Source organism: Lysinibacillus sp. FSL L8-0126 (assembly GCF_038630385.1).
GTDB classification, from domain to species: domain Bacteria; phylum Bacillota; class Bacilli; order Bacillales_A; family Planococcaceae; genus Lysinibacillus; species Lysinibacillus fusiformis_D.
In genome coordinates, this window is the sequence record NZ_CP152028.1 from 313,130 (window position 1) to 331,801 (window position 18,672).

Annotated in this window: 17 protein-coding genes; 2 read left to right on the top strand and 15 right to left on the bottom strand. The window is 39.1% G+C overall.

Annotated elements, in window-relative coordinates:
- Nucleotides 1-120 precede the first annotated feature (120 nt).
- The 7 genes from MHI34_RS01555 to MHI34_RS01585 all read right to left on the bottom strand — a co-directional run bounded on the left by MHI34_RS01555 (nt 121) and on the right by MHI34_RS01585 (nt 8,169).
- A complete protein-coding gene (locus MHI34_RS01555; RefSeq protein ID WP_271912527.1) occupies nt 121-2,412 on the bottom strand; it encodes a DNA translocase FtsK in 2,292 nt (763 codons plus the stop codon).
- A 153-nt stretch (nt 2,413-2,565) separates the two neighbouring features.
- Nucleotides 2,566-4,233 (bottom strand): ribonuclease J, encoded by a 1,668-nt coding sequence (locus MHI34_RS01560; protein ID WP_058843931.1) that lies wholly within the window; start codon nt 4,231-4,233, stop codon nt 2,566-2,568.
- A 266-nt stretch (nt 4,234-4,499) separates the two neighbouring features.
- Nucleotides 4,500-5,399 (bottom strand): 4-hydroxy-tetrahydrodipicolinate synthase, encoded by a 900-nt coding sequence (gene dapA, locus MHI34_RS01565; RefSeq protein ID WP_058843932.1) that lies wholly within the window; start codon nt 5,397-5,399, stop codon nt 4,500-4,502.
- A gap of 13 nt (nt 5,400-5,412) precedes the next feature.
- Complete coding sequence (locus MHI34_RS01570) at nt 5,413-6,450, bottom strand: aspartate-semialdehyde dehydrogenase (RefSeq protein ID WP_058843933.1); 1,038 nt, start codon at nt 6,448-6,450, stop codon at nt 5,413-5,415.
- A gap of 82 nt (nt 6,451-6,532) precedes the next feature.
- On the bottom strand, nt 6,533-7,123 hold the full coding sequence (locus MHI34_RS01575) for a dipicolinate synthase subunit B (RefSeq protein ID WP_089932009.1): 591 nt from the start codon (nt 7,121-7,123) through the stop codon (nt 6,533-6,535).
- The gene (locus tag MHI34_RS01580) at nt 7,117-7,896 is read right to left on the bottom strand and encodes an NAD(P)-dependent oxidoreductase (protein ID WP_036121339.1); all 780 of its coding nucleotides are present in this window, start codon (nt 7,894-7,896) and stop codon (nt 7,117-7,119) included. The genes MHI34_RS01575 and MHI34_RS01580 overlap by 7 nt, the downstream gene beginning before the upstream one ends.
- Nucleotides 7,897-7,905: 9 nt before the next feature.
- Nucleotides 7,906-8,169 carry a sporulation protein, YlmC/YmxH family gene (locus MHI34_RS01585; RefSeq protein WP_036121342.1) on the bottom strand — a complete coding sequence of 88 codons (264 nt, stop codon included), beginning with the start codon at nt 8,167-8,169 and terminating at the stop codon, nt 7,906-7,908.
- Nucleotides 8,170-8,335: 166 nt separating this feature from the next.
- On the opposite strand from MHI34_RS01585, the gene MHI34_RS01590 reads away from it, so the two are divergent.
- Nucleotides 8,336-8,674, top strand: a complete 339-nt coding sequence (locus tag MHI34_RS01590; protein WP_340833817.1) for a GntR family transcriptional regulator — start codon at nt 8,336-8,338, stop codon at nt 8,672-8,674.
- A gap of 141 nt (nt 8,675-8,815) precedes the next feature.
- The gene (locus MHI34_RS01595) at nt 8,816-9,328 is read left to right on the top strand and encodes an ATP-binding cassette domain-containing protein (RefSeq protein WP_342504054.1); all 513 of its coding nucleotides are present in this window, start codon (nt 8,816-8,818) and stop codon (nt 9,326-9,328) included.
- Nucleotides 9,329-9,545: 217 nt separating this feature from the next.
- Here the strand turns inward: MHI34_RS01595 and MHI34_RS01600 are convergent, their stop codons facing one another.
- The 8 genes from MHI34_RS01600 to MHI34_RS01635 all read right to left on the bottom strand — a co-directional run bounded on the left by MHI34_RS01600 (nt 9,546) and on the right by MHI34_RS01635 (nt 18,459).
- Nucleotides 9,546-10,040 (bottom strand): pyridoxamine 5'-phosphate oxidase family protein, encoded by a 495-nt coding sequence (locus tag MHI34_RS01600; RefSeq protein WP_036121345.1) that lies wholly within the window; start codon nt 10,038-10,040, stop codon nt 9,546-9,548.
- Between the two features lie 11 nt (nt 10,041-10,051).
- Nucleotides 10,052-10,834, bottom strand: coding sequence for an ABC transporter ATP-binding protein (locus MHI34_RS01605; protein WP_089932007.1), 783 nt, complete (start codon nt 10,832-10,834; stop codon nt 10,052-10,054).
- Entirely contained in the window at nt 10,834-11,826 is a 993-nt protein-coding gene (locus MHI34_RS01610; RefSeq protein WP_342504055.1) for an iron ABC transporter permease, read from the bottom strand. Before MHI34_RS01610 ends, MHI34_RS01605 begins: the two co-directional genes overlap by 1 nt.
- 17 nt (nt 11,827-11,843) lie before the next feature.
- Nucleotides 11,844-12,839, bottom strand: a complete 996-nt coding sequence (locus tag MHI34_RS01615) for an ABC transporter substrate-binding protein (RefSeq protein WP_058843934.1) — start codon at nt 12,837-12,839, stop codon at nt 11,844-11,846.
- 73 nt (nt 12,840-12,912) lie between these two features.
- Complete coding sequence (locus MHI34_RS01620; protein ID WP_342504056.1) at nt 12,913-13,098, bottom strand: hypothetical protein; 186 nt, start codon at nt 13,096-13,098, stop codon at nt 12,913-12,915.
- Between the two features lie 516 nt (nt 13,099-13,614).
- Entirely contained in the window at nt 13,615-14,838 is a 1,224-nt protein-coding gene (locus MHI34_RS01625; RefSeq protein ID WP_141903482.1) for a pitrilysin family protein, read from the bottom strand.
- 91 nt (nt 14,839-14,929) lie between these two features.
- Complete coding sequence (pnp, locus tag MHI34_RS01630; protein WP_036121371.1) at nt 14,930-17,044, bottom strand: polyribonucleotide nucleotidyltransferase; 2,115 nt, start codon at nt 17,042-17,044, stop codon at nt 14,930-14,932.
- Between the two features lie 899 nt (nt 17,045-17,943).
- Nucleotides 17,944-18,459 carry a DoxX family protein gene (locus MHI34_RS01635; RefSeq protein ID WP_036121376.1) on the bottom strand — a complete coding sequence of 172 codons (516 nt, stop codon included), beginning with the start codon at nt 18,457-18,459 and terminating at the stop codon, nt 17,944-17,946.
- Between the last annotated feature and the right edge of the window lie 213 nt (nt 18,460-18,672).

An 18,672-nucleotide genomic window follows, 5' to 3' on the forward strand; every position in this document is an offset into this window, starting at 1 on the left:
GAATGAAATAAACAGTTTTGAATAAAATCTGTTATAGAATTCATTCTTTCTTCATTTTCTTTGCAAATATTTGGACAAATATACAGTAGTTCTCACCATTTCGACATCTAGCTTTTTTGCTTAGTTATCATATTGGTGAACAAGTACTTGACGAGGCTTACTGCCCTCTGGTGGCCCTACAACCCCACGTTGCTCCATTTGATCGACAATTCGTGCAGCCCTTGAATAGCCAATACGGAAGCGACGTTGCAGCATGGAAACGGATGCTGTTTGCATATTGACAACTAATTGGACAGCTTCATCATATAATTCATCCGTTTCCTCTAAAATGGTTTCTTCTTCGGTAGGAATCATCTCCTCCTGATACTGCGCTTTTTGCTGTTCTATAACAAAATGAACGACTGCTTCTACTTCTTGATCCGATAAAAAGGCACCTTGCACCCTTTTCGGTTTGGAAGCGCCCGCAGGTAAAAATAACATATCACCCCGTCCAAGTAGGCGCTCAGCTCCACCCATATCTAAAATCGTTCTTGAATCGATGGCTGACGAAACGGCAAAAGCAATTCTCGATGGAATATTCGCTTTAATAACACCTGTCAAAACGTCTACACTTGGTCGTTGTGTTGCAATAATCAAATGAATTCCTGCTGCACGTGCCATTTGAGCTAATCGTGTAATAGAATCCTCAACATCACTTGATGCGACCATCATCAAATCTGCTAACTCATCCACTATGACTACAATATAAGGTAGCTTTGGATTTTTTTCCTCTGTTTGTTCATTCACTTTTTGAACATGTGCATTGTAGCCCTCAATATTTCGTGTACCTGTATGAGAGAACAAGTCATAGCGACGTTCCATTTCAGATACCACTTTTTTCAGTGCTTGCGAAGCTTTACGTGCATCTGTTACGACAGGAGCCAATAAATGAGGAATGCCATTATAAACGTTGAGCTCCACCATTTTTGGGTCGATCATCATAAGTTTTACTTCATGCGGTTTTGTACGCATTAGTATGGATACAACGATGCCATTTATACAAACACTTTTCCCACTGCCTGTTGAACCAGCTACAAGTAAATGTGGCATTTTATTGAGTTCGGCTAGTACAGCTTGTCCTGTAATATCACGCCCGAAGGCTACTTGTAATAATGCTTCTGGCTTCGCACCGTCCTTCGATTCCAATACCTCACGAAGTGTTACAATAGCCACTTCGCTATTTGGCACTTCAATACCTATCGCAGATTTTCCAGGGATTGGGGCCTCCATCCGAATATCTTTAGCTGCAAGTGCTAATGCAAGGTCATCTTGCAGATTGACAATTTTACTTACTTTCACACCTATATCTGGCAAAATTTCATATTTTGTGACAGCTGGTCCTAAATGCACTTGTGTTACCTTTGCCTTTACACCAAAGCTTTGTAATGTTTGCTCAAGCTTTTTGGCATTCGCCTGGATAACTGAATATTCACCACTTTGATCATGTTGAGGTGGTAGTTGTAATAGGCTATAAGACGGTAGCTGATAGTCTGCATTTTCCACTGCATCTGTACCTTGAATATGAACCTCATCCGTTGCTTCTTCTACTTCATTTTCCACCATAGCAGGCGTATCAAACACAGCTCTTTCCTGCGAGACATTTTGCGTAAAAGCAGAGATAATCGGCTCATGAGGTATTTCTTCCTCTTGTTCAGGCACATCCGTAATTTGATTTACAGCCGCAACCTCATCTCCACTTTCTACCCTTGAGCGGCGATTGTTTGGTTTTTTCGGTTTATTTTTCTTTTTATCATGATGCTTTTTTTTCCATTTGCCAAATAGATCTGGTGTTTTTTCTGCTAAATAAGGCACTAATGCTTTGCCAGTGACAAGTATGAGCCCAATAAAGAAGATGACCCAAGCAACAACTTTTGCCCCCGAGGCTTCAAATAATACATGAAGCCCACTAAATAAAAGGGCGCCAATCATCCCACCGCCCAGAGCATTGCTGCGGTGAATAATGCCATCTGTATTGATTAATATTCGCCACGATTCACGCAGCACAGAATCAGATAATAGACCACCTGATTTTGATAACTGTTCAAATAATATGCCATGACTAAAAATCGTTAAGCTCATAATAATGAGTACCATGCCAAGTATTAATCGATCCTTCATACTGACTTTTTTACGACCAATCATCATTAACAATGCAACAAATATAAGCATAAATGGAACAGCAAAATGTAAATTACCTAAAAGGAACATTGCGATGTTTTCTAGAATCCGACCAATCATGCCAAATTCAAAAATCATAATGACTGCTAATGCGATTAAAAGCAGTCCTAAAATTTCATACATAAGCGGATGCATATCTTTTTTTTCAGTTGTCGCTTTACTTTTAGTCACTTTTTTTCTTTTACTAACTGCCATCTATTTCACCTTCTTCTGCGATCCATTTTATATATGTAGCGAATCATAACATGTAGAACTCGAATATTTCAAAAAAAGGATTTTCCACCGCAATTGGGAGAAAATCCTTTTCATCTACTTTTTCCTCAAAACCTTTACGATGAGCTCGTTCAATTAATATTCCATAATAATTGGAATAATCATTGGACGACGTTTTGTTTTTTGGAATAAATACGTATTGAGTGTATCTCGAATTTCTTGTTTAATATTCGTCCATTCAAATGTATCTTTCCCAACATATTTTTCAATCACATTTTTTGCAATGTCAGATGCCTCAATCATTAATTCCTCTGATTCTCGTACATAGACAAAGCCTCGTGATAAAATTTCTGGGCCAGAGGCAATTTTCTTTTGTGCTCGATTTAATGTCACGACTACAATGAAAATACCATCCTGCGATAATAATTTACGATCACGAAGTACAATATTTCCTACATCGCCTACACCGATACCGTCAATTAATACGTTACCAGCTTGTACACGACCACTCATGCGCATTTTATTATTTTTGTATTCTACGATATCCCCTTTATCGGCGATAAAGATTTGTGATTTTTGCATACCGAGCTGTTGCGCTAACTTCGAGTGAGCAATGAGCATACGATATTCACCTTGAACAGGAATAAAATACTTTGGCTGCATTAAATTCAGCATCAGCTTCAAATCTTCCTGACTACCATGTCCTGATACGTGGACATTTTTACTAGAAGTCAAAATTTCAGCGCCTGCTTTTGACATAGAGTTCATCGTATTAGCCATTTGTACTTCCATACCAGGAGAAGGTGTAAATGTAATTAACACCGTATCACCTTGTTTAATTTTAATGTCACGATGGTGCTTACGGACAATTTTTTCTAATGCATCTAGAGGCTCTCCTCTATTGCCAGTTGTAATAATGATAATTTCATCATCTTGATATTTTTGCATTTCTGAAATTGGAATAATTGTCTCTTCTTCAACTGTTAAATAACCAAGCTGTACACCTAAATCAACAGCTTTTTCCAATGGCTTACCAACAATCACAACTTTACGGAATGATTTTTGGGCTTGGGCAAAAACTTGCTGAATACGAATAAAATTCGATGCATAGACAGCTACTAAAATACGACCTGGTGCTGAGTGGAATGTTTTTGATAATTGCTCTTCAATCACAATTTCCGATGTCGTATAGCCTGGTCGTTCAGCTTCGCAAGACTCAGATAATAGAATAAAGACGCCGTCTTCCCCTAACTGTGCCATTTTTGCTAAATCAGGTTTAAATTTACCTGTCGCTGACTGATCGAATTTAAACTCTCCTGTATGAACAATCGCGCCTTCAGATGTATGGAACACTACCCCTAACGAATCGGGAATACTATGTGTTGTGTGGAAGAATGTTACATACGTTGAGTTAAAATTCATACGACTACGGTTTGTTACTTCGAAAAATTTCACCTGATGTGGTGCAGGTAATTCTTTTAAATGTTCCTTTGCTAATGCAATGGTTAATTTCGATCCGTACACAGGTGCCTTTATTTTTTGTAAAACATAGGCAATAGAGCCGATCGCATCTTCATGACCATGTGTTAAGAAAATACCTTTCACACGTTCTTTATTTTCTTCTAAGTACGTAATGTCAGGAATCACGATATCTATACCTAGCATCTCATCTTCTGGGAACATTAAGCCGCTATCCACTACAAATAGCTCTTCATCAATTTCTACTACGTACATTGCTTTCCCAATTTCGCCTACACCCCCAAGAGGGATGATACGAATCAATTCATTTTTCTTTTTTGTCAATTTATTTCCTCCTAAAAAATATCCCGAACAGCAACCACTTAACATTTATTATACGGTTTGCAAAGCTTTTGCACAAATTAAAAATACATGTTTCACGTAGGAAATAGATTTTCTTTTGATTTGCTGATTGCTAGTAGATGGAAAAACAAATATTGGATACCTTGTACGAATAGAGTTAATCAAGTATTTTTAAGGATGAGAAGTGATGAATGGATGTTTATAGCATACAAAAACGAGGCCGATAGAGTTATCAGCCTCGTTGCTCATTATCGAAAATTTTTCGCTTTTTCTTGGTACGTATCCCAAATTCGGTCAAAGTTCTCTTTTTCTTCATCTGTCATTTCCATCATTGGCAGACGTACATTGAGTGTATCAAAGCCTAACTTTGTCATCGCATATTTAATAGGCGATGGGTTCGGTTGAGCGAACAGCGCACGTACTAAAGGTAATAATGCTCGGTGAATTTTGGCTGCTAGCTTATGATTTCCTTCTTCAAACGCTTTAATCATTAATTGCATATCATTGCCTACAACATGGGCTGCTACAGAAATAACGCCTGCTCCGCCTATGGCCATTAACGGTAATGTTAAACCATCATCCCCACTATACACTAAGAAGTCATCATCTGGATCAATGTTCTCTATAACATCTCCCATCTGATCTAAGTTACCGCTCGCTTCTTTAATCCAAGCAATGTTTGGAATCTTGCTTAAAGCAACAGAAGTTTCATAGGCAACATTGACACCTGTACGCCCAGGGACATTATAGAGCATAACAGGTAGACTTGTTTGTTTAGCGATGGTTTCAAAGTGAGCGAAAATACCACGTTGATTCGGCTTATTATAATATGGAGCTACAAGCATAATACCGTCTGCTCCATTTTCTTCTGCTTTATGAGTCATCGCTATCGAGTAGGCTGTTTCATTGTCCCCTGTACCTGCAATAACCGGTACGCGTCCTGCTACTTTCTCTACTGTAAAGCGCACAACTTCGATTTTTTCCTCAGTAGACATTGTTGGGTTTTCAGAAGTCGTACCACAGGCAACGATACAGTCTGTACCGTTGTCTATCAAATGATTAATAATACGTTCTAGTTCTGGATAATTAATCGTGCCATCATCTTTGAACGGCGTAATCATAGCCGTCCCAATTCGACCTAAATTCATCCTTACACCCCTCTTATAGTAAGTTATCCTCAAGCATTGCTTCTGCAATTTGGATAGAGTTTAATGCGGCGCCTTTTAATAAATTGTCAGAAACGATCCATAGATGGAATCCTTTATTGTTGTCTAAATCTTGACGGATACGTCCTACAAAAGTAGCGTCTTCCCCTTCTGCATAAATAGGCATTGGGTAAGTTTGTGTTGCAATATCATCTTGTAATACTACACCTGGTGCATTGCGTAATACGTCAAAAATCTCTTGGATTGACGCTTCTTTCTCTACCTCAATATAAACAGATTCAGAGTGACCTGAAACGACTGGAACACGAACGCAAGTAGCAGCTACTTTGAGCTCTGGTGCATGCATGATTTTTTTCGTCTCATTAATCATTTTCATTTCTTCGTATGTAAATCCATTATCTGTGAATTTATCGATTTGTGGAATGACATTGCGTGCTATTGGGTAATGACGTTTATCACTACCAGACGGCAAAATAGTTGCTTCTACATCTTTACCTGCTTCCCAATTTGCGCTCTGTGCCTTTAATTCTTGAATAGCAGAAATACCCGCTCCTGAAACGGCTTGATATGTTGAAACGATTACTTTCGTTAAACCAAATGCTTTACGAATTGGCTCAAGTGCAGCCACCATTTGAATTGTAGAGCAGTTCGGATTCGCAATAATCCCTTTATGCTTCGCTAAGTCGCCTCGATTCACTTCAGGTACGACAAGCGGTACCTCTGGATCCATACGGAAATGGCTCGTATTATCAATAACTACTGCACCACGCTTAGCTGCCTCTGGTGCAAGCACAGCTGATACTGACCCACCAGCTGAGAATAAAGCGACATTGACGCCTTCGAAAGCTTCAGGTGTCGCTTCTTCAATTGTATATGTTTGACCATTAAATTCGATTGATTTTCCCGCTGAACGAGCAGAGGCTAGAAATTTAATATGCCCAATCGGAAATTTACGTTTAATTAATTGCTCCATCATTTTCGAACCTACTGCTCCTGTTGCCCCAACAACCGCAACTGTTAACTGCTTTGTCATCTGTCATCTCTCCTTGAATACATGTTCCATAATGTGTGCTATTGTATCACAAAAATACTGAAAATTGTGTGTAATCTATGATTTATTTGAAATATTGTATCAACAGCGGTTGTAATTGCTTTTTCTGCGTAATTGCTGCATGAACAGTATCCACCATTTGATCAAAATCAGCAATTAAAGAATTCGGTTTGGAGAGGGGGGCATCCTGACCAAAAGGAATAAAATAAATATTTTTGGCATTCAACAGCTTCATAATGTTTATACCATTTAAACCAAGTGCATCATTTGTTGAAATACCTAATACAACAGGTGATCCATTACGCAATGTTGCCTTCGCTGCCATTAATACGGGACTATCTGTTGCTGCATTCGCAAACTTACTTATGCTATTGCCCGTCATTGGCGCAATCACCATTGCATCTAATGGATTGGATGGACCAAATGGTTCCGCCTCTTTTATAGAAGAAATAACCTTTTCTCCTGTTAATGCTTCTATTTTGGCAATCCACTCCTCTCCAGTACCAAAGCGAGTAGCTGCATGTAAAACGGAGTGAGTAATAATTGGCACAACCGTTGCTCCGACATCAATAAAATTTTGAATTTTAGGTATGACATCTTCATACGTACAATGTGAGGCTGTAATACCTAGCCCAATTCGTTTCCCCGTTAACAATCTTCTTCCTCCTCTATTGCCTTGCACAAGATTGTAGCAGCGTCATGTGCAAAGTATTTCCCAGGCAATGATGGCAATAGTACATACGTTTGTAATTGCTCCGCATCTATATCTAAACAGCCTGGCTCTGAGGCCAAATCATATAAAACTGCTGGAACATGCTCTATAAATGATTCTGTAATCCATTTTGCTGGAATTGTATTGATGAAAATATCATCCGTAATAGACCATCGACGATCATCTAAATTCGTAGCTTTATAGCCATATGCTTTTGCCTCGCTCACTTGTACAACAGAACGTGCAACAATGTGGACGTTCGCCCCCATCTTAACTAGTAAAGAGGCGAGCATTTTGGCGATGCGTCCAAAGCCTGCGATTGTAAAATTTTGTCCGTAAATACATTTTTGCTCGAGTCCGTAAAACGTGGCGATAAATCCCTCCGCTGTTAACCGAGCATTTTGCCATATAAACGATTCTTGCTGCAAATAGCAAATGGATTCATTTTTCTCTAGTAATTGCTTCCAATGCATCGTTAATCGGCCTGTATAAAATTTAACTTGTGATATTCCATAGAGCTGCTCAACTTCTATTTTTAATGGAAGAATTGGTAGGATAATTTTATTTGGTTGGTATTCTAAAACCAGTTTATTTAACTCCTCGTTCCAAACGGTCGTTCTTTTATAAAACACTGTTCTCGATGGACTTCTTAGCATTGTCGCTAATTCCTTTAATCGTGAGTCCTCACCGATAACAAGCCATTTTTCGTTTTCCAAAAGCTCACCTCACTGTAAATATTCTGACTGTACTGAAGATGTTTTATTAAATAAAATCCGATCTTCACCAATTAAGATAATTTCGTGCCAAGGTATCATTTCACTAACTTTCATTTTCTTTTTTTGGAATGGTAGTTTATCTTTCACAATTTCAAAGCCATGTATTTTCCCTGTTTGCACATCTAATAGGCATTCTGTATGTGCCAAGATGCCAAAATGTACGCCACCCTCAATTTGAATTAACTCCTTATCCACCATCTCAGATAGTAGCATGCCTCATCTCCCTCCTTGTGCCATTACCTCAATATATGCGAGTTTTTGCAAATCGTGCCCCCTACCAAAAGTAGGAATGTGTTGCATTCCCATCGACATCTGTACATAGTGTATATACACCGTTATAACGGGTGAGGATTTGTGCATATCCATTTAAGTAATGCCAGTGATAAACCTCACGATACAGCTCAAAGAGGGCATTCTAGCGAATAAATTACATGCAGGTAATGCACTATCATCTATCCGTGCTCTAGCAAAGGATTTAAAGGTCAGTGTCATGACGACCAAACGTGCATACACCGATATAGAGCGAGACGGCTTCATCAAAACAGTTGCAGGCAAAGGGAGCTTTGTTACAGAGCGCAATCAAGATTTTCTACGCAAGGAACTTCTGCGACAGCTTGAGGAGCATTTGCAAAAGGCCGTAAAAATAGCGAAAACAGCCGGTCTTTCTAATGAAAAATTGCAGGAACTCCTATCTTTAACAGTAGAGGTGGACAATTAAGAGGAATGCCATTGAGATTCATGATTTACATAAGGTCTTTGAAGGCTTTTCTTTAAAAGATGTAAGCTTTTCAGTCCCTCAAGGAACCGTGTAGGCTTTATCTGAGAAAATGGAGCTGGAAAATCCACAACCATTAAATGCATGCTGAACTTACTAAAAAAAGAATATGGCGAAATATTGCTTTTTAATAAAGATCATGTCGAACATGAACTATCGATAAAAAACGACAACGGAGTCGTATTTGACGATTTACACGTACCAGAAACGCTAAATGCGACGCAACTCGACAAAATCATGAGAAAAGTATTCCAAACGTGGGATTCAGGCTATTATTTTGAACGATTAGCTCAATTTAATGTCCCAAAGAGGAAGAAGATCAAGGAACTATCAAGAGGTATGAGGATGAAGCTGTCAATTGCATTAGCATTGTCACATCATCCAAAATTATTGATTTTAGATGAACCAACAAGTGGATTCGATCCTATCATTCGGGCTGAAATTTTGGATTTATTTTTAGCATTGATGCAGGATGAAACACATAGCATTTTATTTTCTTCCTATATTACAAGCGATTTAGAAAAAAATGCTGACTATATTAAGTTGATTCATAAAGGTGAAATTTTATTGAGCGAAAGTAAGGATGCCCTCTTATGATTATGGGATTTTCAAAGGGAATAGTGAGGAAGTAAGGGATTTGCCAGAGCATGCGATTGTGAGAAGACGTCAGGGAGCGTTTGGAATCGAGGCTTTAGCACTTAAACATGAAGGAAATGAGGCTTTCAGGCTTGAAAAACCTTAAATGGCTTCATTTATATACGACGCGAGAAATTTGCTAATCATTCCATCAAAAAATAGGCTGCCAATTGGCAACCTATTTTTTATCAATTACAACATGGATTAATGTGTCATTGGCAATATCAATCGTAAAGGCTTTGCCAAATCCAACTACATAGCGTCCGTCTAGAGGTGTTAATTCAAATAATGAGAAATCGAGTGAACGTAACATTTCCATCATTTTTGCATTAAATAGTTGATCGAAGGCAGCAAAAATCTCCTCATGACCTTCATTTCCTAAATTTTTAGGCTGACATTGCCAGCGTGCTCGCTCTGTGGCAAATGGATTGGCTGTCACAGCTTCATCTGCTACACAAATTAAATCGACTACTTCTGACTGCTCCATTAACTGGTAATGTTCGGCAATACGACTAATATACACATAAAATTTCCCATTCAAACGTATAAAAGGCGTTGTACTACTAAAAGGCTTGCCTTCCCCATCTACAAAGCTTAATACACAATTTTTTTTACCTTGAATAAATGCTTCATAGTTTTGTTTTACTTGTTCAATATCAATTGCTTTTGGCATGCTGTTTCCTCCTATACTTTGACCGTATTTTTTAATTGAATCCGTGGGGCATTATCCCATGTGACATATTGAATTTCTGCTTCCATACGATAAATTTGTTGGATCATTTGCTCCGTCATGACCTCATCCGGTGTACCCATTTGTGCTCGTAAGCCGTCCTTTACAACAACGATTTGATCGCTATAGCTAGAGGCTTGGTTTAAATCATGGAGCACCATCACAACAGTCATGCCCATATCACGATTAAGCTCTCGCACTAATTCTAGCACTTCATGCTGATGGGCAATATCTAAGAAGGTCGTGGGCTCATCCAATAATAGCACTTGGGGCCGTTGTGCCAATGCCATTGCAATCCACGCACGTTGCGCCTCCCCACCAGATAAAGCGGCAATAGGCTTTTCTTTATAATGTGAGAGGTAGGTTTTTTCCAATGCCCAATCAATTATGGCCTCGTCCTCTGCATTGAGACGCTCAAACCATTTTTTATGTGGATAACGACCATAGGCGACTAAATTTTTGACGGAAATATCGCTCGGTGCTTGATTTTGTTGACTCAGCATACACATTTTGCGTGCGATTTCCTTTGAGGATAATTGACGCATATTTACACCATCAAATAGGATGGTTCCTGCATGATACGGCTGCATCCGTGCGATCGCCTTTAAAATCGTTGACTTACCGGAGCCATTCGGTCCAATAATGGATAAAATTTCGCCCTGTTTCACTTCAAATGAAAAATTATGGACAACTTCCTTTTGTTCATAGCTGATGGATAGCTGATCAATTGTTAACATTAGAACGCCCTCTTTCTCATTAAATATAAGAAGTAAGGTCCACCGAGAACAGCCATTAAAATACCTGCTGGAATATCAAGTGGTGCAAATAATGTCCGTCCACCCGTATCGGCAATCAATAAGACAATAGCTCCCATAGCCATACTCATAGGCAACATGTACTTATAATCGGAGCCAACTAGTAGCCTAGCCATATGCGGGACGATTAATCCAACAAAGCCAATCATGCCAACTGCTGCAACCGAAATTGCTGCTAGAAAAACAGCTAAAATAGATAACATAATACGAATACGGGTCACACTTTCTCCTAAATTGGTTGCGACCTGATCGCCTAAACGAATAATATTAGCTTTTCGAATGGCAAAAATGGATAGAATCCAGCCGATAATGGCATACACATAAATCATATGCAGTGATGCATTTCCTTTTGCTGCAAGACTACCATTCATCCATTGCACAGCTGATGGTAAACGATCACTGTAAAGAATGGATAAGAATCCAATGACTCCACCACACAATGCATTTACGGCTACCCCTGATAAAATAATGGTGATGGGTGTAATGCCTGTACGTCTCCATGCAAGAGCATATACTATGGCTGCTGCAATTAAGCCACCAACAAAAGCTGCAAGCGGAATCAAATGCGTTAGCTCTGGATTAGCTAAAAGAATAAGTAACACAAAGGCCGCTGCCCCACTCGTTACCCCTGTTAACCCAGGATCGGCTAATGGATTGCCCATAACTGCCTGCAATAAGGCACCCGAAATGGCGATACTAGCACCAATAATTAATGCGAGCAGCACGCGCGGTAGGCGAATATCCCAGATGATGGTTGTATAAACACCCTCTTGATCACGTCCATTGATCAGGGTAGATAAAATATCAGGTATGGAAATATGAACACTGCCTAACCCGATCGCTACAATGGCTGCTAAAATCGTTACCACAAAGGTCGTGATAATAATCATGCGACTTCTTGCTGTATGAATCATACCTCTACCTCACGAACTTATTTATAAAAATAATCTGCAATTGTTGTTAGTGCTTTCTCAGCATTTGTAATGGATGTGACACCGAATGTACTATAATCAAGCATATAGATTTTGTCATTTTTATAGGCTGATAATTGTTGCCATGCACTATTCTTTTTAATCTCTTGTTTAAATTTATCTTCATTTGCTCCATGATCACCTGATGCTAAAACAAAAACGATGTCTGGATCAGCTACAACAATATCTTCTAAATTCATTGGCGAATACGTTGATTCTGCTTTTAGTACCGATTTCGCAATATTGTCTGCACCTAATCGTTCTACTAAGCTTCCTAAGTAGGATTGGTCGTTCATTACCATAAAGGAATCAGATGTACCGATGACAAGCATCACAGATGGTAATTCTTTTCCTTGTGCTTTCTCTTCCAATTCTTTTTCTTTTGCTACGAGATTTTGTAAAACCTCATTCATTTTTTCTTCTTTACCAAAGTACGTACCGAGCACTTTAAAGCTTAATTTTAAGTCTTCATATGAATCCGTTGGTAAATAAGCTGTCGGTAAATTCATTCCCTGTAGTGCTTGATCAAGTGAGCTTTGTAATGATGATGCCCCAAGGATTAAGTCTGTTTGTAAGCTTGAAATAACCTCTAAATCGGGCGACATTGGCGAGCCGATTTTTGTAATAGAATCAAAGTCTGCTGGGATAGGGTTTGTCGATGTTGGCACTCCTACTGGTGTGATGTCCAAAAGATGTAACATTTCTGTTAAAGGCACCGATGTCGTGACAATTTTTTCTGGTGCTGTTGTTGGGAAGCTTGCTAATGCCTTTTGGAATGCTTCCTCATCGACACCATCTTGAAATGCATCCTCTTGCACATCAGCTGTATCTGCTGTTTCTTGTTGTGTTGTTGCTTCTTCTTTTATTTCTTTGTCAGTACTCTTTTCTTCCTGATCTGCACAACCAGCTAGCGCTAGTGATAATGTCAGGGTACTGACAGCAAGCCATTTTTTCATAAGATAAATATCCTCCAATTTAAATGCGAATGATTTTCAATATCATTCATACTATCAAAGTTAATTGAGAATTTCAATGCTTAATTGAGAAGAAAATAAACATTAAAAAAGGAGAACTTTGAAAATATTCAAAGTTCTCCTCATGTTGTTGAAAAAAGATCATGTCAAAGGCAGAAAAAGCAACTTTGCAAGGTGAGAGGTTGATTTCTGTTCCGCCAGCGCCCTTTCCAGGGGGCGTCCGATGAGCCGCTTCACTCACTTACGCTCGCTCCAGGGTCTCATCTGTGACGCTAATCCCCTAGGAGTGACGCTGGCTCCACTCCAATCAACCATTCTGCAAAGTGTCTTTACTTTTTTTCATAGTAATATAGCGATTAAATAGCCCATTATTTTTAGAGGGAATAAGCTCTTATTTTCAATATGGAGAGGTGATGCGTGACAACACCTCTCCATAAAGAGTAGTGAAGACCTTCGCTTTATTTGAAAACTTTTGCTAAAAAGGTAACACTTTTGTAGGTTGGAGTGGAGGCTACTTGACTCCCGTGGGATAACGAGACAGGCGAGCCTCTAAACGGAGCGATAGCGGAGGAAGCGGCTCGGGGCGCTCGCCCATAGGAAAGCAAGTAGCCTGCAACGGAAATCCATTTCTACCTTTCAATTGACTGTTTTGTTTTTCAACACTAAAAGGAGAACCTTGGAAATATTCAAAGTTCTCCTTTTTACTATAATGAATAAATTGTTATAACTTGGATAATTAGTATCATTTTAAGCTCTTTTATTCGCTTGGGCCAATAATCGAGATAGCTGGTTCGGCTTTTAAAATTTTGGCAATTAGTCGATCTACTGACTCCATGGATACAGCATCTATAGATGCAAGTACCTCGTCTACAGTACGATGCTTACGATGCACCAGCTCACTTGTCCCATTGCGATTCATACGGGCCCCCGTGCCTTCTAAACCAAGGACAAAGCTACCTTTCAGCTGCTCTTTTGCATTATCAAGCTCTTCTGCTGTGATGCCACCAGCGACAATGTCCAGTAAAGTAGCATCAATGGTATGCTGAAGCTGAGCTAATTGCTGGCGACTAGTACTACCATAAATCGTAAACGCGCCAACATCGGCATAACAGGATTGGTAGGAAAAGATAGAATAAGCTAACCCACGTTCCTCTCGTACTTCTTGAAATAATCGAGAACTCATATTGCCCCCAATAATACTATTCAGTGCAATAAAACTATACATATCTGGATCTTTCACACCAATTGCTGGATATGAAATCGCAAGATGTGCTTGCTCGGTATCACGAATTTTCGTCATTTCTCCTGGATAAAATGCAGGATTTGTCAGTACAGGCGCAATCGCTTGTGGAGAAGGTTGGTAGTGTCCAAATAAATCTTCAATCGTTTGCATAAGCTGAGCTGAAATATTCCCTGCAATGGATATAACAACAGATTCTGGACCATAATGTTTGTCCATATAATGTCGTATGGCGTCAGCCGTAAAAGTCTTTAATGTCTCAGCAGTTCCTAATATCGGACGACCAAGTGCATCATTCGGATACATGACACTCCACAGTTTTTCATGAACATCATCATCAGGCGCATCCTCACTCATTAATATTTCTTCTAATACCACTTGTCGCTCTTTTTCTAATTCTTCTTCCGCAAACGTAGAATGAAAAAACATATCTGCTAGTATTGTGACAGCAAGCTCTGCATGATGATCTAAAACTTTTGCATAATAACATGTATTTTCTTTCGATGTGAAGGCATTTAACTCTCCGCCAATTCGATCAAATTCTTCAGCAATTTGACGGGCTGAGCGAGTTGTTGTTCCTTTAAACAACATATGTTCAATAAAATGTGTGATGCCATTTTCTTCTGGTAGCTCATAGCGAGAACCTGCATTCACAAAAATACCTAATGCAACAGACCTCACATGATCTATATGCTCTGATACTAGCCGAACACCATTTTGACATGTATGTACTTGAACCAAAAAATCTCCCCCAATTATAAAAATTCTCTACTAGTCTTTTTGCTACTATTTAAAAAGGCTGCGCAATCATACGCAGCCTTTGGAATCATTATTATTTTTCTTGTTCAGCGCGTTCTTTTTCCTCTTGTATTACTACTTTACGAGATAAATTCACACGACCTTGCTTGTCAATTTCAATAACCTTCACAAGTAATTGATCGCCAAGTTTTAAGACATCTTCCACTTGCTTTGTACGTTCCTCTTGAATTTCGGAAATGTGTAGCAAACCATCTTTTCCTGGGAAGATCTCACAAAATGCACCGAATTTTTCAATACGTTTCACAGTCGATAAGTAATATTCCCCTACTTTTGCTTCCCGTACGATATCTTCAATAATTTGTTTTGCACGAGCATTCATTTCCTCATTTGCAGAAGAAATGTAGATTGTACCATCTTGTTCTGTATCAATCTTAACGCCTGTCTCTTCAATAATTTTGTTAATTTGTTTACCACCAGGTCCAATCACATCACGAATTTTATCTGGATTAATTTTCACGATGACAATTTTCGGTGCAAATTCAGACAATTTTTCACGAGGTTCAGCAAGTGTTGCAAGCATTGACTCTAGAATATGCATACGACCAACTTTCGCTTGTGTCAGTGCTTCTTCTAAAATATTGCGAGATAAACCGTCGATTTTAATATCCATTTGTAGTGCTGTTACACCTTTAGCTGTACCAGCAACTTTAAAGTCCATATCACCTAAATGGTCTTCCATCCCTTGAATATCCGTTAAAATGGAATAGTGCTCGCCTTTTTTGATAAGACCCATTGCAATACCTGCAACTGGTGCTTTTAATGGTACACCTGCATCCATCATGGCTAATGTAGATGCACAGATAGAAGCTTGTGAAGTGGATCCGTTTGATTCAAGTACTTCAGATACACAACGAATTGTATATGGGAAAGCCGATTCATCTGGAATAACAGCTTCAAGCGCACGCTCACCTAACGCACCATGACCAATTTCACGACGGCCTGGACCACGAATTGGACCAGTTTCCCCTACAGAGAATTGAGGGAAGTTGTAATGGTGCATAAAGCGTTTTGATTCTTCTACACCTAAGCCATCAATAATTTGTACATCACCTAGCGCCCCTAGTGTACAAATAGATAGGGCTTGTGTTTGTCCACGTGTAAATAGACCAGAACCGTGTGTACGTTGTAATAAGCCTGTTTCAGAAGAAAGTGGTCGAATTTCGTCGAGCTTACGACCATCTGGGCGAATCTTATCTTCCGTGATTTGACGACGCACTTCTTCTTTTACCATTTTATCAAGAATGTTATACACTTGTTTCATTGTTTCATCGTCGGCTTCTTGCTCTTCATAGGAAGCGATAACACGATCTTTTACAGCTTGAATGGCCTCATCACGCGCATGCTTCTCCGCAGTTTGAATCGCATCATGCATATCAGTCTCACAAGCTGCTTTTATATCGGCTTGAATCGCTTCGTCAATCTCAAATAATGTCACTGGTAACTTTTCTTTACCTACCTCTGCCACAATTTGTTCTTGGAAAGCAATGATTTTTTTGATTTCTTCATGACCGAACATAATAGCTTCTAACATGATTTCTTCTGGCACTTCAAGTGCGCCCGCTTCAACCATGTTGATGGCATCTTTGTTGCCTGCTACAGATAAATGAATTGTTGAGTGTTTCGATTGCTCCACTGTCGGGTTAACGATGAATTCTCCGTCAATATAACCTACTTGTACACCAGCTATTGGTCCATCAAATGGAATATCAGAAATAGCTAACGCTAATGATGAACCTACCATCGCTGCCATTTCAGATGTACAGTCAGGATCATTGGACATAACCATCGAAATGACTTGTACCTCGTTACGGAAACCATCTGGGAACATCGGACGAATTGGACGGTCGATTAAACGGCTTGCTAAAATCGCCTTTTCAGATGGACGCCCTTCACGCTTAATAAAGCCGCCAGGAATTTTACCTGCAGCATATAGACGTTCTTCATAGTTAACTGTTAATGGGAAGAAATCAAGTGGTTTTGGTGATTTTGACATTGTTGCTGTGGCAAGTACAGAAGTATCGCCATAGCGTACTAATGCGGCTCCGTTTGCTTGTTTTGCTAACTGTCCAACTTCAATTACAAGTGGACGGCCAGCCCATTCATAGGAATAGACTTTCTTTTCGTTCATTCAATGAACCCCTCTCTATTATAAAAACACTTACTTCGTCTGTATGTACTAATAGTAAGTGTACCAAAAATGCTTGTTCTATGCTAAATAATATTTCATGAAATAATCATACATTTAAATTCAGTTATTGCCAATTTATTTAAGATTTATTTCTATATTTTATTGAAAAAGCATTTTTTACATTGGTATACGGATTTTCAATGGATTCCTACCAAAAGGTACAAGCTTAAATATCAATTTATGATAACATTGCGCTCATCATACAACATCTTATCAGTATAAAGAAAGTCACATAGCAAGTAAAGCTAAAACAAAAATAGAGGTACTATCAATCATACCCTGTAACGATTTGCTACAGGGTATTTGATCTTAGTGTTGAAAAACAAAACCATCTAGAGCATTTTTGTGAAAGGTGAAAGTAGATTTCCATTGCAGGCTACTTGCTTTCCTGTAGGCGAGCGCCAAGTCGCTTCCTCCACTCCAATCCATAAAAATGTTCACTTTTTAGCGAAGGTTCGAGTGAAGATGTTCACTACTCATTTTACAGAGAGGTGTTGTCACTCATCACTTCTCTACATTGAAAATAAGAGCCTATTCTCTCTAATAATATAAATGAAGGGCAATTTTGTTCAGGAAAAGACACTTTTGTAGAATGGTTGATTGGAGTGGAGCCAGCGTCACTCCTAAGGGATTTAGCGTCATAGCTGAGACCCGGAGCGAACGTAGTGAGTGAAGCGGCTCATCGGACGCCCCCTGGAAAGGACGCTGGCGGAACGGAAATCAACCCCTCGCCTTGCTAAAGGTTCTTTTTCTGCTATTGCTATCACCTTTTTTCAACAACATAATCAAATACCCTGTAACGATTTGCTACAGGGTATTTGATTTTATGAAATCGTAAGTTATGTAGTTTTCGTCATGGAGTGCATTGTATTTTTTTCTAGCTTCATTTTTTTGCTTATGATAGGCATTACGAAGCGATCAAGTCCAAATTTCCCAGCATTATAGCCTGCCACAACGATAAAGATCGCCAGTAGAATATCAAATGGATTACTAGAAATCGTACCAGCTAGCAAGAAGGCAAAATTCATAACCATTCCAAAAAATGCTGCATATGTAGTTAAGCACCCTAGTATTAAGCCAAGACCGACAAGGAATTCTCCCCAAGGAATGACCACATTAAATATTTCAGCATTTGGTAAGGCAAATGACTCTATAAATTTTACATATGTAGGATATACCACTTTTTCTCCACTCATGACAGGATTCTCTGATGCAAATGTTAAAAACCCTGAGGCATCAAATCCATTCGTCAATTTACTCCAACCTGCTGTCAGCCAATGCCAGCCCAAGTAAATACGCACGGCTGTTAGAATAGCAGCAACAATGTTATTCTCTCTTAAAAATGTATTAAACATTAACCAATCCCTACTCTCTATTTTTTACTTTTCACAACGGTCTTCAATAAATCTATAGAGATCAGCTATTCTCCACACTTGCACCCTGTTGTCCTTCGTAGATTGTGAACATTTTATAAATGACTATTCATTCGTAAACGAAAAAACAACCACTATTCAATTCGTTCAATGCATTGAGCAGCAACAAAGATAGACTATCGCATAGTTTTTGAA

What these genes read in the sequence shown, in the direction of transcription:
- MHI34_RS01555 (WP_271912527.1), bottom strand. Translation starts at nt 2,412, where the DNA reads ATGGCAGTTAGTAAAAGAAAAAAAGTGACTAAAAGTAAAGCGACAACT.
- dapA (WP_058843932.1), bottom strand. Translation starts at nt 5,399, where the DNA reads ATGAATTTAGGTCGAATTGGGACGGCTATGATTACGCCGTTCAAAGAT.
- MHI34_RS01570 (WP_058843933.1), bottom strand. Translation starts at nt 6,450, where the DNA reads ATGACAAAGCAGTTAACAGTTGCGGTTGTTGGGGCAACAGGAGCAGTA.
- MHI34_RS01585 (WP_036121342.1), bottom strand. Translation starts at nt 8,169, where the DNA reads ATGCTACTATCTGAGATGGTGGATAAGGAGTTAATTCAAATTGAGGGT.
- MHI34_RS01595 (WP_342504054.1), top strand. Translation starts at nt 8,816, where the DNA reads ATGCTGAACTTACTAAAAAAAGAATATGGCGAAATATTGCTTTTTAAT.
- MHI34_RS01600 (WP_036121345.1), bottom strand. Translation starts at nt 10,040, where the DNA reads ATGCCAAAAGCAATTGATATTGAACAAGTAAAACAAAACTATGAAGCA.
- MHI34_RS01605 (WP_089932007.1), bottom strand. Translation starts at nt 10,834, where the DNA reads ATGTTAACAATTGATCAGCTATCCATCAGCTATGAACAAAAGGAAGTT.
- MHI34_RS01610 (WP_342504055.1), bottom strand. Translation starts at nt 11,826, where the DNA reads ATGATTCATACAGCAAGAAGTCGCATGATTATTATCACGACCTTTGTG.
- MHI34_RS01615 (WP_058843934.1), bottom strand. Translation starts at nt 12,839, where the DNA reads ATGAAAAAATGGCTTGCTGTCAGTACCCTGACATTATCACTAGCGCTA.
- pnp (WP_036121371.1), bottom strand. Translation starts at nt 17,044, where the DNA reads ATGAACGAAAAGAAAGTCTATTCCTATGAATGGGCTGGCCGTCCACTT.
- MHI34_RS01635 (WP_036121376.1), bottom strand. Translation starts at nt 18,459, where the DNA reads ATGTTTAATACATTTTTAAGAGAGAATAACATTGTTGCTGCTATTCTA.